Source organism: Leptolyngbya sp. CCY15150 (genome assembly GCF_016888135.1).
Lineage (GTDB): Bacteria > Cyanobacteriota > Cyanobacteriia > RECH01 > RECH01 > RECH01.
In genome coordinates, this window is sequence record NZ_JACSWB010000223.1 from 1 (window position 1) to 17,564 (window position 17,564).

The window sequence follows — 17,564 nt, forward strand, 5'->3', positions numbered from 1 at the left end:
TTACCCAGAGGTGAGTGAGTCCATGATTTATGGTTCCTTGATTCGTCTGATGGTAAAGCGATTGGCTGCTTAAGGGCTTACTTTATAAATCAGCTCTAAGCACCTGGACGAATCGCATGGTGATTAGCCATCCGGAACTATCTCGGTTTTTACAACAGGAATGCGGCATTTACCTCACCAGCGATTGGGCGCTCCTGAATGCCATGACCCCCGATCGCCTCCGACGACTCCTAAGCGATCGCGCCAGTGCGGTTGACATCGAGCAGTGGGTCACATTGTTATCTGCCTACCATGCTGTTTACCGCCGCGATCGCCTGCAGCGTCGGAGCAACCGCTCCCGATGCCTACCCCCAACGGATGCTCAGCTTCAGCAAATTGCTACCCAAATCGGTCAATCAGGCCAAATGCCTAACCATGTCTTAGATAACTTACATTGCCTTGCCGAACAACTCCGTCAACTGCGATCGCCCAAAGTCCAGTCCTTCGAGACCGTCGCCAATACCCGTGAACTTGCCGCCCCCGAACCGGATGATGACCCCACCCAGGACTTTTTGCAACAATACCGCCAACTGGTACAAAGCTGTTTGAATGACTCCGTTGAGCGGGTCATTGATGAACGACTAGAGTACCATCGCCGTAAGCGATCGCCCACTGACCAAGCGTTTCTGACAGCACTTTATCTGTTCCACTGCGAACAACAGTCCATGGGCGCGATCGCGACATACATCGGCCTGCAAAAACAGTACCAAGTCTCGCGGTTGCTCAACCTAAATGCCCTCCGCACCGACATTCAGCATACCCTATTCCTAAATCTGCGCGATCGCCTGCCCGCCGTCTTACCCAACGATCAACCCCTCACGCCTAAAATTACAGAAGCCCTCAGCGTATCAATTGCTCATTTATTTGATGCGGCGCGTGCCGAGTCCACTACGGTGAACCGCACGTCTAGCCCGCTTACTGATTGCATCTGCCATCATGTCAAACTTCAGAGGTCTGTCTAATGTCATTCGTTACTCCCACCCTCGCCCGACACTTACCCATCGATCGCATTTCCCTCACCGACGCGCAATTGGATCAGGCGATCGCTGCCACTGCCGAAATTGAGGATAGCGATCGCCAATGGCAAGCCTATCTGCATTATTTAGCCAGCATGGGTTTGGAAAACTGGCTAGCGCAGCGGGATTCCGTTTTATCAGAGCGATTGCTCCCCATCATATTTAATGAATCAGACCCTATTCGAGCGATCGCTATTGACGATACGACACTGATTCCAATCGCCACCGAAACGCTCTATGATCCCACCCTGTTTATTCCCGAAGCGATCGCCCATTGTTCCGCAACTCACTATGTTTGGGTTGAAGTTTTAGAAGAACTCGGTGAAGTTTTGATTCAAGGCTACCAGCCCAGTGCTGAACTGCAATCCCACTGCTCGACGGCGGCAACGCTCGATCGCCAAAACGGATATTTTATCTCGACTGACACCTTCCAAGCCGATGTGAACCCGCTACTACTCGAATTGCGATCGACCGTTTCAGGCTGGTTATACTCAACAGTTGAATCACCCGTATCAGCATCCGTAACTGAATCGGTGATTAACGTCTGGAATTGGTTTACTCAAACGGTTACTCCCGTTGTGAATCAGGTCAGTGAGCAATTAAACTGGACATTGTTACCACCCTTGCAACCTGCCTATGGATTCCGTGCCGTGCGATCGCCCTTGGAAGACGTGACCCATGCGATCGCCCAACTGACCGACGAGGGGCTAGAGATTCCAGATACGACCTGCGCCGCCTATCGCTATATCCATTTTGAAGGCATTTCCATGCGGCTCTATGCGATCGCTTGGATTTTACCCTCCAACGAATGGACATTGTTAGTGATCCTGAGTGGACAACCAGATGGTATACTACCCTATGGCGTCAGTCTGCAAATTCGAGACGACCAGCAACTTTTAGAAGCCCCGATCCTCAACCAACCCAATCAAACCTATCTCTATGCCCAAGTAATTGGCGAACCGACCGAACGCTTTAACGTCACCGTGCAACTGCCTAATGGTTCCGCCATGATCCTGCCGCCCTTCACCTTTGAATCCAGTTCCAGCAATTAGATAAGATACTCGAATCAGATTATCGTCGCAGACTACCCATGTTTCAACTTCGGATTCAAGCCATTCAGCAAGACTGCCTGTTTGAACTGACCTGGGGGACGGGTCAGCGTTTAGCCGCCACTGTTCCCTATCCATCGGTGCTGGATACTCATTATCAAACCTGGCAACAAGCCTATCTTAGTTTTTATAGCCAAACCCAGCCATTGCCTAGCCCATCACAAAACTCACCCTTTCGGGGGCGATCGGCGGGTAGCGGCAGCTTTGCACCCCCCACTATCGACTGGCAAGCGCAGCTCATCGAAGCCGAAACCCGCCTGCTCTATACCTTTCATCGCTGGCTCCGCAGCCCCGAACTGTATGATATCCAGTCCACCCTAGCGGGAGCTAGCCGCCAATCAGCCTCCGATGATGCCGCCATCGATATATTCTTAACTGCCACTCCAACCTCACTACTGCGCCTGCCTTGGGAAGCTTGGGAAGTCGGCGGAATGGGCGGACATCTACGCATTGCCCGTTGTCCTGCCATCGTGCGATCGCCCTCAGCAAACCGTTCTAAACCGCGATCGCGCCCTCGTATTTTAACCATCTTGGGATACGATCCCGGTCATACCTTCGAGGCGGATTGGCACCAGGTACAGAAATCCCTGCGTCACCTCGCCGAGATTCCGCCACCCATTGGCTACCATCCTGACCTCACCATTCCCCAACTCAAACAACAAATTGCCGATGCGATCGCTGACCCACAGGGATGGGATATGCTGATTTTTGCCGGACACAGTAACGATACGGATCTAACTGGTGGTGAACTGGGCATTGCTCCCGGTATATCTATTCAGATCAAAGAAATTCAATCACAACTGGCGATCGCCCGACAAAATGGCTTGCAGTGTGCGGTCTTCAATTCCTGCAACGGCGTCAGTATTGCCGATACGTTAATTAACTTGGGTGTGAGTCAGGTGGTGGTGATGCGTGAACCGATCCACGCCCAGGTTGCCCAAGCCTTTCTGATTCAGTTTTTACAGGAGTTGGGTAATCAGCAGGACTTGCACCAAGCGCTCATTCATACCTGTGACTATTTCAAAACCGATGTGAATCTAACGTACCCATCGGCATATCTGATTCCTAGTATTTTTCGCTATCCTAATGCTCCCGTTTTCCAACTGCATCGGCAAACCTGGCGCGATCGCCTGCGGTTACTTTGCCCTACTCGTTATGAGGCAGCAATATTACCGACCATGCTGCTTCTGAGTTGGCTAGTCCCAGTGCAAAATGAACTGTTGGATCAGCGCGTATTGATGCAAGCCCGCTATCGGCAATGGACAGGGCGCATCGAGCCAGAACCCAAACCCCAACTATTACTTGTCCAAATTGATGATGAATCGATCCAACGAGCTGAGATTATTGAGCCAAAACCCATGTCGCGGCAATATCTTGCAGATTTGGTAACTCAGTTATCGAATTCTGGCACACAAACGATCGCCATTGATTATCTACTTGACCGTGCCCATGAGGAACAATCGGCTCTAATCCAGGCAACCCAATCGGCGGCTGAGCGGGGATCTTGTCTAATCTTTGGTGCATTTCCGAGTCAGACTGGAGGATGGCTTCAAGCTCCACCTGAATTAGCCAATCCAGACTACAGTATTCACGGCAATGCCACTCGCGCTTGGGGGCCATCTCATCGGATGCCGTTGATGGTTGGCAAACCTGATATTTATCTATTTGCATTCACCCTATCTACGTTTGATGCATTAGACGGCGATCGCCCTTGTATTCAATCGACTCTAACCGATGAAGCTCAGACTATTTATCCACGCCTCAAATGGCAGCCCATCTCCCAATTTGCCTATGGAACCCTCGGCGGACAATATTGGCTACACCCCATCACTGACTTTTCAATTCCTCCGCAACAGGTCTATGAACCGATTCCTGCCTGGCAAGTGATTGAGCGATCGCAGACGCTAGACTTATCTGATTGGCAAACGGTGATGATTGCATCGGGCGGCTATGAAGAAGCTGGATTGCAGCCCGGTGAAGACTCGTTCAAAGCTCCACTTGCGATGCAGTATTGGTATCGACAGGACGGTAATCCCCATCGGCTGATGACGGGGGGTGAACACCATGCCTATCTATTTCATCAGATCAGAACGCAGCGATTTGTGGTGCCAATTCCAGATACATGGATGGTGGTGGTGGCGTTCTTGATAAGCAAATCCCTGACGCTTTTCCTACGGCAAGCGCGATCGCCAAAACGTTACTTTTATCTACTGTTGTGGGCTGGATTAGCGGGTAGCGCGATCGCCTATAGTCTATTCAGTTTGGAGTTATATCTTGCGTCAGTAGCATTGCTGCTGCCCATTGTATTTCCCGTGATAACAATTTTCCTGATGATCGGTTCTCATGTACATCGTAATCAGTTACACCAAAGTAAATCGAGGAGTGAATCATGATACAAACTACTTATATTCAGTGGCTTGCAACGGTAGGGTTAACAGTAGGAACAGGGGCGATCGCGCTTTTCCCTTTACCCGGAATCGCTGATGACACGCCAACGCCGCCACCACAACCGGGAATTACCCGTCCGAGTGATGCGGCTTGCCTGATTACTCCGGTTGCAGATGGGGTTGAAGTGGCGCAGGTGTGGAGCGATCGCCCCTTTTTTCTCTGGAAAAACTATCCGAGAGGGGCGATGCGGACGGTGGAGGTGCAGTCTCGTGATGCTCAATTTATTTCTTTTACCTACACATTATTTCGTGCAACCGTCAGTGGTGAAACTCAGATTAGCTATGTGGGTACGTCGTTAGAACGAGGGCAAGTTTACCAATGGGTAGCCTATAGTGACACGATGAGTGCTGCACAAGTTATTCCGTTTGAGGTGATGTCGGATGATGAGTATGAGCAGGTTGCAATAGAGCTAGAAGCCGCAGAACAAGAATGGCAAACGGCAGGGTTGTTGCCCGAGGAACAGGTGTTGGAGCGCATCACCTTTTTTGCCGAGCGGGGGCTGTGGTCGGATGCGATGCGGGTGGCGTTTACGGTTCCGAATCCGTCTGAGGAGTTGCTGGATTATCAAGAGTTAGTGATGTTGTCTGCCTGTTCGGGGTAGAAATTTACCAACAGAATTTGCGATTAGCCATCTCATCCCTGATAGAGTTCGGCGATCGCAAATTCTAGATCAATACTGTTCAACTGGACAAGTGCTCCAGCTTTATAGATAACGGTTTCCCAGTAATCAGCAGGCGTGCGACGGCAGTATTCTACTCAATTCATCAATATCTGAGGTGTGTAGCAATTGTAGTGTGAGATGCGATCGCCTCCAATTTTGAATTAATCATGTTGAATTAACACATCTTAGGCAGCAATTCTCATTTTGACCAGAAACGTTTTCTGGTTGAGCAACCCAGAATGAAAGAATGAACTTTCCAGACAAGGCTATTGATACTATTCTCAATAAACTTGAGCGGAATTTCCATACTGAGAATTGCTGCATCTTAGGATTTGTCATTGACAAAATGGGCGAGGTGTGGATTGATACTGATAGTCTTAGGATTTTCGTTCTCCATAATGTATAAAAAATTTTTAGTCATATTTCTTATAGCCTTACTCACCTCAACTTTACTGGGTAATAATCAAGTTGCAATCTCTCAAGAACCTTCTATTGAAGTACTCAGAGCTGAAAGCAGGCGATTGTTAGAGCAAGGGAACCAATTTCTACAAGCTGGAAGTCCTGATGAGGCTCTACCACTACTAGAAGAAGCATTAGAAGTAGCTCAAAATACTAGAGATAGACGCCAAGAAGCAGATACAAGAGTTGCACTTTGTGCAGCCTATAGAGTCGGTGCTGCACGATTCAACGAAGCAGTAGACCAGTGCGAGCAAGCAATATCCATCTATCAAAGCCTTGATGATATACCTGCTGTAGCTGAAACATTTGAAAGATTAGGAAGATACTTTTATATCTTTGATCCTGGAGAATCAGAGGAATGTGTCGAATATATTGACCAGGCAATTTTACTTTATCGAGAACTCGGAGATATTGACCAAGAGGTGGAGGCAATAGTAGCAGTTACTACTTGCCTTGACCGCATTAGAGAGGTGAGAGCAACAGACTTGCCACGGCTGCAGGAAATCTACACTCAAGTCCATGATTTTGATTTACGAGTTTCCGTCATGGAAAGAATGGCCTTTATGGCTGAAAAGGCAGGACGGCGTGATGAGGCAGAAGTATTACTTCAGGAAATTTCAATTTTACACCGTGAAAGAGAAGATTGGGAAGGTGAGTCCAACTTTTATGTAAGACTGAGTGATTGGTATCGTACCTTCTTTTCAGATCATGATCTATTTATCTACTACCGCAGCCAAGCTGCAGAAGTTTACCGGCAATTAGGGGATTTTGAAGCTGAAGTAGATAGTATTTTAGGGACGATGTCTATACTCAATGGATGGTACTATGGTGGGCTTGATATTAAGCTCTCCTTTTATCAAAGGGCTGCAGAAATAAAGGAAAGTTTAGGAGACTATGATTCTTTGGCTTCTATTTATTGTTCTATGGGTTCCTTGTACTTAGAAGCCCTGCAATACGAAGAAGCAATTCTCAATTATGAGCAGAGTCTTCGATTTTCACAATTAGCAAGCATAAGCAGTAATGAGGCTTGTGCCATTCAGCCCTTGGCCGAAGCTTATCATGCCGTCGGACAGAACGAAGAAGCCCTCGCTCGATATCAACAAATTAGATATGTGAATGGACTAGCAGATGCAGATTTAACACGAGGTATGGCACGAGTTTATCAAGAAACTGAAGATTATGAAGGAGTTGTGTCTCTTTATTTGGAAGCTATTGAAGAGTCACTTGCTTCCAGTAATTTTGCACAAGCGTCTGATATGCACCAGGAGTTAGTTGATTTTTATATTGAACGAGAACAATATGAGAGTGCAATAGTTGGGTACCAAAAGATCATTGAAATATGGCAATCAGTTGGAAATATGAGCTATGAGATAGCTGCTACCGCAAAGTTAGCTAGGCTTTATAGAGAACTAAATAGAAATGATGAAGCAGCATTTCAGTATGAGCACATAATTTCTCTAAACCAAGAGTTAGCAGAATTAGGTAGAAGATCAGAAATTCCAGATGAACTAGAGAGTTTTTATCTAGGGCAAGTAGGGATAGATGAAGCTATTATTCAACATTGGAGGTTGGTTGATATAGCCCATGAACTAAATGACTTATCTGGTGAGGCAAAGGCATTAGCAAATCTGGTCTATTTTTATGATAAAAAGCAGGATCATGTCAGCACTGATCATACGCTTACCCGACTTGAGCAGCTCGTTTCTGCTGCTCAAGCAGAAAATTCAAGTTCTTTGTCTATGCTCTCCTATCACCTGGGAAGAGCTTATCTAGATTTAAGGCAATACAGTGAGGCGAATGCAGTATTCCAGATATCAATCAATACCTGCTTAAATAACCTTGGATCTTACGCATCTACTCTTTTATGTTTACAAGAGCCTTATACTGGTTTGTCTATTTCTTTGCTGAGCACGCCTAATGATGAAGGATCTCAATCAACTTTATACCAAGTGATTGATAATATAGAACGATTAGATGCAGGAGATTTTTATTTTCCTGAATATGTTGCTTTTGGAGATCGCCAATTCGGGGACAGTCTACGTTATGGAAATTTCCAATCATATTTCCCTTACTTAGCTTTGCAGGAAAAGCTCGTCAGTAGTGGTGCTGTAGAAGATGCACTCATTGTTTCTGAAAGAAGCCGTTCGACTGGTCTGGTTATAGAGCTAGAAGAACAAGTTTTACAACAAGAGTTCTCCGAAGAGCTAAATTCTCAATACTGGTATGATTTGGTATGGTCATGGCAAGAAGATGGTGGTGACGAGCTTAATTACTTACTCACTGGAAAGACAATTGATTTAGCTGCTGTTCGTCAGGTCGCTCAGACAGAGAACACAGTTATCGTTCACTATTCGATCAATGATATTGACGAGTATAATAGTACCTTGTATATTTGGATCACAAAACCTTCGGGTGAAATTTATTTTCATGAAGTTAATCTTGAAGATCATGAAAATTCCTTGTTCAATCTAATTAATGTAAGTCGTGAAGCTATCGAGACAAGGGATATTGCCCATATAGCTGTCATTTCCTCTTCGGAGAGTAGTGAATCTGCACAAAGGGAAAGACAAAACCTCAGAGCCTTGTATAATTTACTAATTAAGCCTATTGAAGAGTATCTTCCAGAGGATGCAGAGACGAAAATCTTATTTATTCCTCAATCTGAGCTTTTCCTAGTTCCATTTTCTGCACTTGTTGATGAACGTGGGCAATATTTTGTTGAGAGACATCCTGTCTACACAGCGCATTCAATCCAAGCATTGGCTTTATTTGATCAACTTTATGATTCTCAAGAATTTAATCTAGCTGAGACTTTGCCGTCAGAAGTATTGGTTGTTGGGAATCCTTCTCCCATGCCTTCTCTTTCTGTTTCCGAAAATCAGCTTCCACAACAACTATCAAGCTTACCTGGGGCTGAAGCAGAGGCTTTAAGCGTTGCAAATCTTTTTAGGACAAGCCCGTTGATAGGAGAAGAGGCAAAAGAACACAAAGTTGTTGAACAAATGCAAACAGCGTCCATTATTCATCTGGCTACACATGGTTTGATGCATACAGGTGATTCTCTCTATCAGGAATCGGGTGCGATTGCCTTAGCCCCTGATCCAAATGCCCCTATGACTTATCAATGGCATCCTGAAGAAGGGAGACTAGATGATGGCTTTCTAGCTGCAGAAGAAATTAATGACATGGACTTAAGGGCACAGCTTGTTGTTCTCAGTGCTTGTGATACAGGCCGTGGAGACGTGAATCGAGATGGGGTGATGGCTTTATCTCGTGCTTTTATGCAGGCTGGAGTTCCAACCGTTCTTGCCTCTCTATGGAAGGTTCCTGATGATTCAACAGCATTCCTGATGACCCAATTCTATACCCATTGGAAAGAGGGCGCCAGTAAAGCACAAGCATTACGTCTAGCCATGTTGGATACAATGCAAATTTACCCTGAACCTGTGAATTGGGCAGCTTTCACCATAGCTGGAGAAGCACAATAATTAGGGGATGGAGATCGCCTCACCCTCTTTGACCTTTGACCTGGATCAGCAGCAACTGCACGGTGTCAATCTGGTTATTACAGCAATTGCCGCTTGAGTAACCCACACAGTTTGGCAGCTTGAGAAGCCACTATTTGATGTTTCCCTGTGGCTTATAGATCTGAAAATCGCGGTAAGTGTCTACAAGATTGCCGTGAGTGAGGAATTGGGCAGCGCAGAAAAAACTCTTGGATTGGGCTATCTGATGCAGCAAGCGGGTGCGTCAGCGGCGATCGCCTCCCTCTGGCAAGTCAGCGATGGTGGCACCCAAGTCTTGATGGATGCCTTCTATGCGGCACTAAACAACGGCTACAGCAAAGCTGAGGCACTGCAGCGGGCGCAGATTGCCCTGATTACTAGCGATGAAACCGTATTAGAGGGCGATCGCGGCAACGCTACTATCAACATTATCGATACTCGCACCGGACAACCCCTAGAGCGCAGCACTGACCTGGCCCACCCCTACTATTGGGCACCGTTTATTTTGATTGGCAATGGGCTGTAGTAAAGAAACTCACCGTGCATAGCCTCCGTAGCGATCGCAATAGGTATCATGAGACGCAAGTTATCAACCCACCCAGAGGAGTGAATCATGCCCCAATTCAATCGCCGCCGTTTTCTGCAAGCCGCCGGAACCACCCTCGCCACCATTGGTCTGAGCCAGTTTGACTTCCTGCGTCAGGCCAACCGCTACGGACGAGTGCTAGCCCAAGACACCCCCCGTAAGCTGGCGCTGCTGGTCGGTATCAATCAATACGAGAGTGCAAGTTCCCTGCGTGGCTGCCTCAACGACGTCGAGATGCAGCGGGAACTGCTGATCCGTCGCTATGGCTTCAACCCCGGCGATATCGTCGAAGTGTGGGACAACGCCAGCAGCTCAGACCTGCGCCCTACCCGCGACAATATTATCCGCGCCTTCAAAGAACACCTAATTGCCCAAGCCCACCCTGGCGATGTGGTGGTATTTCACTATTCTGGTCATGGCTCCCGCGTCGAAGATCCCACCCCGCTCGATTCCGAAGCTTGCCGTGAAGCAAGAGACTGTAACCTAAACGGCACTCTGGTTCCCAACGATCGGATCGCCTTTGACCCACAAGACACAACGATCACGGTTAAAGATATTATGGGGCGATCGCTCTTTTTGCTGACCCGCGCCATCGACACCGATAACGTCACCATGGTGCTGGATAGCTGCCACTCTGGAGCCGGAACGCGAGGCAATACAGTCGTCCGCGCTGAAGTCAGAGACTTTAGCCGCACCTTCTTAGCCAGCCCTGAAGAATTCGAGATGCAGCAAGAACTGGTTACTCATCTTGACCTTAGCCAAGCAGCCTTTGAAGCCGCCCGCCTTGAAGGCATTGCTAACGGCATTGCGATCGGCTCTGCCCGGCGGGAACAGCTTGCCCTCGATTATGCATTTGATGGCTTTAGTGCTGGAGCCTTTTCCTATCTGCTCACTCGTTATCTATGGCAACTATCGGGCAGCGAAGCCGCCGGCACCACCTACGTCAACCTTGCCCGCAGCACTCGCGTCTTGGCTGAGCGTCATCCCCAAGATCCGATCATCGAATATGAACCGGGCACCGATAATCAAGAAAAGCCGCTGTATTTTGTTGAACCAGAGCGCCCCAGTGCTGAAGCGGTGATTACCGACATTACCGGCTCCCAAATTTCATTTTGGTTGGGTGGTATCTCCTCTCAAAATATTGGTTCCACCGACACGATTTTTACCGTTCTCGATGCCAATAATGAGATCCTGCTGCAAGCCGACGGCGATCCACTTCAGATCCAGCAAGAAACGCGATCGGGATTAGCCGCCACCGGACGAGTCTTAAACGGCGATCCGTCCCAGCTTCAGGCCGGGCAACTGCTGCGGGAACGAGTGGTTGGCATTCCCCTGAATCCCAAGCTTATCTTGGGACTTGATCCATCCCTTGGCGATGAAACCGAATCCGCACGGACAGCATTGAACGACGCACTGATTGCCGATAGCGTCAATCGTCTGGAGGTCGTTGATGTTGACCCCGATGATCCGGTATCGCTGGATTATATCTTGGGTAAGGCAACTGAAGACCTGCTGGCTCAACTTACCGAAGCAGGAGAAACTGATCTGCCACCCATTAACACCATCGGATTATTTACCCCCGCATTATCACCGGTGCTTAATACCTTTGGGCGGGTCAATGAAAGTGCGATCGCCGCTGTGGGTCGCTTACGTCCCCAGTTCCGGTTATTCCTCGTGGGTCAGATCTTAAACGGTATCGCCACCACCAGTTCTAACCTCAACATTCAGGGCAACGTCTTTGCTGCCAGCGGGGCATCGGTACCCATTTCTGGTCGTCAGTCGGGTAATCCATTTCAGTCGCCATCCGTGGCGACTCAAGCCTTTCGAACCGGAGAGGCGATTCAGATACAAATCGACAACCAAGAAGACCGAGAAATGTATATGAGTTGCCTGGCTATCGATGCGGGCGGCAACTTGATTACGCTGTACCCCATTGATTTTGAAGCGCCAGAAGATTCTTCTCTGATTGAAGCGGAGAGTAGCTTAACTGTTCCTCGTCCAGAAGATGAGAGTGCTTTTGCGGTCAGCGGGTCAGGGGTTGTTCAACTGATTACCCTCGTCAGCACCGAGCCCTTACGGAATGTATTGCGAGGGTTAGAAGACATGGCGCGTAGCCGTGGTGTATCCAGAGGTTTCCTACAACTTCAGGAGAATGAACCCTTACGGGTCTTGGGGGATCTGCTAGGGGATGTGGGTGACATATCTCGTAGCAGTGACCCAGCCACGATTGGTGTTGTGGATATGAGTCAACAAAGTCCGATAGATACGAATGTGTTAGCAGCATTCTCGACGATGATCGAGATTCGGGAGGAGTCGGAATAATTGAATGGGGGCGATCGCTCTCTCATTTCAGTGTGGATAAACTGGAGGGCGATCGCTCCTCGACTACAATCAAGATAGATGCCAATGGTGAAAACAATGGTTGCTTCGTCTCAACGCCCCCTTGACCCCGATGAATATCTGCGGCTTGAAGCCGAAAGCCCCATCAAGCATGAGTACGTCAATGGTGAAGTCTATGCGATGGCCGGGGCGACGGATGCCCATGTGACGATCGCTGGCAACCTGTTTGCCATGCTCCGCAGCCATGTGCGGGGAACAGACTGCCGGGTTTACATTGCCGATATGAAGCTACGGGTCGAGACACGAAACTGTTTTTATTATCCCGATGTGGTGGTGACGTGCGATGAGCGGGACGCAGAAACCCCGACCTACAAGCGATTTCCGAAGCTAATTGTAGAGGTGCTGTCGGCTTCGACAGAAGCCTTCGATCGCGGCAATAAGTTTTTTGATTACCAAACCCTCGATACGCTGGACGAATATGTGCTGATTAATACTCAGCATCAACGGGTGGAATGTTTTCGGCGTAACTCGGAGGGGCTATGGGTGCTGCAATCCTATCATCCAACGGATGAAACCTTTGAGTTACAGAGCCTTGCGTTTCAGGATAATCTAGATGCACTCTATGAAGATGTGACGTTGGAGCCAACTCCATTGACTTGAGGAGCGATGTCAGTTTGGGGGTGAGCGGTTTGACCATTTTGTTGCCACCATCTTGTTGCCTATGACGCGATCGCGCCATGCTTGTGGCTGATCAGTTCAAAGGCGATCGCGCCTCGATAATCGGTAGCAATAACCTGATTGAGGCGTAACAGTTCTGGAATCATCACCCGCAGTTTGTCTTGCAGGGTGTCTAGGGAGGGAGATTCGGTGGCTAGTCCGGGAATGTCATCGCTGGTGACGACCCAAACGGCAGCCGTGGTGTCCCAAGTTGCAGTGATTTGAAACGAGGGCGGGGCACGAGGTTGATGTTGGAAACGACGGATGGTTTAAGCATAGCAAACGGATACCGGTGGGTTGTGACCCCGTGAATGACGAGAACTGCATAGCCACCGACGGTACGGCGACTAGGTACTATGTAGACGTGATAGAGAACCCCAAACCATGAATGCCAAATCCCTGTTGCCCCTGCTGACCGCGCTGCTGATTGCCCCCGCTGCGGTGCCCCTATTGCCCGCTACGGTTCGCGCCCAGACCACGACCGAGACGGATGCAGCGACACTGTTGGAGGAAGCGAATCGCCTCTTCCAACAAGGCATTGAACAACTTCAACTCAGTCAATATCAAGAAGCATTACAATTTCTCCGAGAAGCTCTAGAAATTTATCAAGCTCCAACTACTCGGGGCGCGTTCCCTCAGGCCAGCCTTAGAGGAGAAAGGGATGCTCTGAGAAACCTGGGCAATGTTTATTCGAGCCTGGGGCAACATCAGCAAGCGATAGATCTCCATGAACAAAGTCTTCTCATTGCTCGTGAGATTGAGGGAAACGAATTACTCAACTTAGGTGATACCTACTCTGACTTGGAGCAATATCAAGAGGCTATTGACTCCTATGAGCAGGCTCTTCTTATTTTCAGAGAGCTTGGCGATCGCGCTCGACAGGCAAGTATACTTCAAAAACTTGGAGATTTGTATCGAGAAAATAGAGCTTGGGATGAATCAGATGCGGCTTATGAACAGGCTTATGAACAAGCACTGATTCTATATCAGGAAATTGGCGATCGCATCAGCGAAGCAGCATTACTGATACACATAGTTTCTCTAGGATATCGTGGACAGGGAACTTCCAATCGCAACATTGCATATTTACAAAGAGCATCTGAAATTTATCAAGAAGTCGGCGATTTAACTAATGCAGCAGATGCATTGTATAGTCTTGGTCAAATTTACAGAAATCTTACAGCAAACCAGGATAGGTTACGGCCACGAACAATTGAAGAACTTGAACAAAATGAAGAGTACTATCGCCTAACCATTGGTGCTTTTCAACAGGCGCTAGAGATCTATCAGCAGCAAGAAAAGACTCAAGCAATGAGTGAGGTTTTATTTGATATGGGAGAAATATATCGAAGTTCTCATCGATATGTAGAAGCATTAGAAGCTTATGAGCAAGCTTTAAGATACCGTCAAGAAACTGATGAATCCGATGATGAGGAAATCATTCTTTATAGAATTGGTCAAACACATTACGAACTAGAACAGTATGAGCAGGCTCTTATCTCGTATTATTCAGCTTTAGAAATTTGTGAGCACTTGGGAGAAGATTGTTTTGACTACAGTCAAGGCAACTTCGGAGATTTTGATTCTAATACCAATGTTGGAGATTTATATAACAGAATAGGGGAAGTATATTTTCAAGAAGAGAAATATGAGCTTGCCTTAGAAGCTTTTCAAGAGGCTATGGTAATTGTATTGAATGAGTTCTCATATAGATTTGATGACTTCGAAGATATCTATGAAAATGTATTCTCCAGTGACCTGAATACTAGAGAGCTACAAATATCTAGTAGCGGCAGGATGATCATAAGTGCAGTAAATGTTGCTCTTGCTTATGAAAGGCTTGATCAGGATATTAGAGCCATGCAGATATTAGAGTTTTTGACCCGTAGTGATGCCGAGGGTTACATTTGTTGGGGATATGGAGATGGATGGCGCAATCACGAAACATTGGTTGACAACATACGTGTTGCGGCTTTGAGAATGGAGTCTGGCGATACAGAATCTACTAGATGCTACGGCGGACTTGGAACTGCATATGCATTGCAGGCTAGTTTTTTCTATGAGAAGAAAGAATACCTAACAGCTATTACTTACTATAATGGAGCGCTGGAAAATTTTATAAGGCTTAACGACTCACTTAATGTGGCGCTGGTACTAAATAATCTTGGCGTTGCCTATCGTGATTCAGGAGACTATCCTCAAGCGTTATCCTCCTACGAAGAAGCGCTGGAGTTACGTCGAGGCATAGGCGATGCATCCGGTGAAGCTACAACCCTCAATAATATTGGTGAGCTTCATGTGAGCCGAGGAGAGTATGCGCAAGCCCTAGAGCACTATCAAGCGGCTCTGGAGATTTTCGAACGTGAAAATAATACACAAGGAATAGCAGCAACTTATCATAACCTTGGTGCCCTTCATGATGAACTAAATCAGAACACTCTCGCACTTGATTTTTATGATCAAGCATTGATACTGCGCCGTAGGATAGACAATCAGCAAGGGCTTGGTCAAACCTTAAATAATATTGGCTTAGTGCTTGAAGAAGAAGGAGATTTTGCACAAGCTTTAGATATGTACCAGCAATCCCTTATCGCCAGTCAGCAGGCGGAGAATATTATCGGCGAAGCCACAACACTCAATAACATTGCGTTGCTTCATGTCAAAATGGAGCAACCTGGTCGAGGCTTAGATTCCATTAACCAGGCATTAGGTATCATTCAACAAGTAGATGATCCAGCTAGAGAAGGAAATATGCTGGATAGTCTGGGAACTATCTATCGAGATTTAGGTAGATATGATGACGCAATGCAGGCGTATCAGCAAGCCCTATTTTTACTGAGACAAGCTGACAACCGTCCGATTGAGCGAGCAGCGCTGAGTCATATAGGTAGTCTTTTGGATGTGCAAGGTGAGGCTGAGTTAGCCATCCTTTTTTACAAACAGTCTGTCAATGTAACAGAAGGAATTCGAGAAAATATTCGTTCATTACCAAACGATTTTCAGCAGTCTTACACAGAGTCTGTGGCAGATACCTACCGTCGCCTCGCCGACCTGCTTCTGCAACAAAACCGCATCCTCGAAGCCCAGCGCGTCCTGGATTTGTTACGTGTCCAAGAACTGGATGACTACCTACAAGACGTTCGTAGCACTGCCGAAAGCGACATCGACTATTGGCAAATCGAAACCGAATTATTAGCGCTCTACCAACAAGTGCTGAATGAGGCGGCAGAATTACGACAGTTGCAATCCCAACCCTTCGATGAACTGACCGATTCTGAGCGAGAACGTTTATCTGAGTTACGAGACGCTAGTGTCGCTGTACAAGAGCGATTTTTTGATGACTTTCGCGATCGCCCCGAAGTCGATGCCGCCATCCGCCTCATTCGTGAATCAACCCAAGGACAGAACCTCGAACTCGATTCCTATGCCCAACTCCAAGACGAACTTCAGGCAATGCCCCAGCGTACGGTAGTGCTGTATCCATTGATTTTGGAGAATCGCCTAGAACTGGTGCTGGTCTTCCCCGATGCGCCGCCCCTTCGGTTTCCCGTCAATGTCAGCAGCACCGAACTCAACCAAGCCATCGTTGAATTTGGGCAACAGTTAACCACCCGCGATCCCAATATTGAAGCGATCGCCCAGCAACTCTACACCTGGCTGATCGAACCAATGGACGAGACATTAACCCAGCAGGGTGTTGAATCCATTATCTATTCTCCCGATGGCGCACTGCGCTACATTCCCCTCGCGGCACTTCACGATGGTGAACAGTATCTTGCCCAACGCTTCAGCATCAGCCACATCACCGCCGATTCCCTCACCGACCTCGCCGACCCACCCAGAGAGAACCAGCGATTGCTCGCTGCCGCCTGTGCAGACTGTTCCTTCTCCTTCACTGTTGCCGAAAGTCCCTATAACTTTAGTGACCTGCCATTCACTGAAACAGAAGTCATTAACCTTGCCAATCAGTATCCTGATGCCAGTGTGTTAATTAATCAGGACTTTAGCTTGAGCGATCTAGAAGATCGACTTGGCAGCTCCGAAATTATTCATCTCGCCACCCATGCCGCTTTTGTCACCAGCCTTCCCCAAGAATCGTTCTTTGTGTTGGGCAGTGGTGAACGTATCAGCCTCCGGGACATTCGACGACGTTGGAACCTGAACCATGTGGGACTGATTGTTTTAAGTGCTTGTCAAACCGCCGTGGGTAGCGTGGAGTTGGGCAGTGGCATTGAGTTTTTGGGATTGGGACATCAGCTTCAGACCGCTGGCGCACAATCGGTGATTGCCTCCCTCTGGCAAGTCAGCGATGACGGCACCCAAGTTTTGATGAATGCCTTCTATGCGGCGCTGAACAACGGCTACAGCAAAGCTGAGTCCCTGCAACGGGCGCAGATTGCCCTGATTACCAGCGATACCTCGGTATTGGAAGGCGATCGCGGCGACGCCACCATTGAGATTATCGATAGCCGCACTGGACAACCCTTAGAGCGCAGCACTGACCTAGCCCATCCCTACTATTGGGCACCGTTTATTTTGATTGGCAATGGGCTGTAAAATTTTGGGGCGATCGCTTTTTTGCGAAAAACGGGCGAGCCGTATATCGATAAGAATAGAGTAGGTGTCCCACCATGAATCTAACGTTTAAGCCCTCCAAACGTTCAATCGCTCTGATGTGTGGGG

Annotated in this window: 10 protein-coding genes; 9 read left to right on the top strand and 1 reads right to left on the bottom strand. The window is 47.9% G+C overall.

The genetic code is table 11. From position 1 onward, the window contains the following. The first annotated feature begins 116 nt into the window (after window positions 1–116). The 8 genes from JUJ53_RS17925 (at window position 117) to JUJ53_RS17960 (ending at window position 12,824) form a co-directional block, all read left to right on the top strand. Entirely contained in the window at window positions 117–1,001 is an 885-nt protein-coding gene (locus JUJ53_RS17925; protein WP_204153415.1) for a hypothetical protein, read from the top strand. Next, complete coding sequence (locus JUJ53_RS17930; RefSeq protein ID WP_204153416.1) at window positions 1,001–2,107, top strand: DUF1822 family protein; 1,107 nt, start codon at window positions 1,001–1,003, stop codon at window positions 2,105–2,107. Before JUJ53_RS17925 ends, JUJ53_RS17930 begins: the two co-directional genes overlap by 1 nt. A gap of 38 nt (window positions 2,108–2,145) precedes the next feature. Further along, complete coding sequence (locus tag JUJ53_RS17935; protein WP_204153417.1) at window positions 2,146–4,557, top strand: CHASE2 domain-containing protein; 2,412 nt, start codon at window positions 2,146–2,148, stop codon at window positions 4,555–4,557. Beyond that, window positions 4,554–5,213: a hypothetical protein gene (locus tag JUJ53_RS17940; protein WP_204153418.1), complete on the top strand. Its 660-nt coding sequence runs from the start codon at window positions 4,554–4,556 to the stop codon at window positions 5,211–5,213. The genes JUJ53_RS17935 and JUJ53_RS17940 overlap by 4 nt, the downstream gene beginning before the upstream one ends. A gap of 458 nt (window positions 5,214–5,671) precedes the next feature. After that, window positions 5,672–9,220, top strand: coding sequence for a CHAT domain-containing protein (locus tag JUJ53_RS17945; RefSeq protein WP_204153419.1), 3,549 nt, complete (start codon window positions 5,672–5,674; stop codon window positions 9,218–9,220). Between the two features lie 193 nt (window positions 9,221–9,413). Continuing rightward, on the top strand, window positions 9,414–9,764 hold the full coding sequence (locus tag JUJ53_RS17950; RefSeq protein ID WP_343327984.1) for a CHAT domain-containing protein: 351 nt from the start codon (window positions 9,414–9,416) through the stop codon (window positions 9,762–9,764). Window positions 9,765–9,851: 87 nt separating this feature from the next. After that, window positions 9,852–12,146: a caspase family protein gene (locus JUJ53_RS17955; protein ID WP_204153420.1), complete on the top strand. Its 2,295-nt coding sequence runs from the start codon at window positions 9,852–9,854 to the stop codon at window positions 12,144–12,146. Between the two features lie 96 nt (window positions 12,147–12,242). Beyond that, entirely contained in the window at window positions 12,243–12,824 is a 582-nt protein-coding gene (locus JUJ53_RS17960) for a Uma2 family endonuclease (protein ID WP_204153421.1), read from the top strand. Between the two features lie 59 nt (window positions 12,825–12,883). On the opposite strand, the gene JUJ53_RS24760 is transcribed toward JUJ53_RS17960, so the two are convergent. Beyond that, on the bottom strand, window positions 12,884–13,147 hold the full coding sequence (locus JUJ53_RS24760; RefSeq protein WP_204153430.1) for a DUF1902 domain-containing protein: 264 nt from the start codon (window positions 13,145–13,147) through the stop codon (window positions 12,884–12,886). A gap of 118 nt (window positions 13,148–13,265) precedes the next feature. Between JUJ53_RS24760 and JUJ53_RS17970 the strand changes: the two genes are divergently transcribed. Continuing rightward, window positions 13,266–17,438 (top strand): tetratricopeptide repeat protein, encoded by a 4,173-nt coding sequence (locus JUJ53_RS17970; protein WP_204153422.1) that lies wholly within the window; start codon window positions 13,266–13,268, stop codon window positions 17,436–17,438. Window positions 17,439–17,564 lie beyond the last annotated feature (126 nt).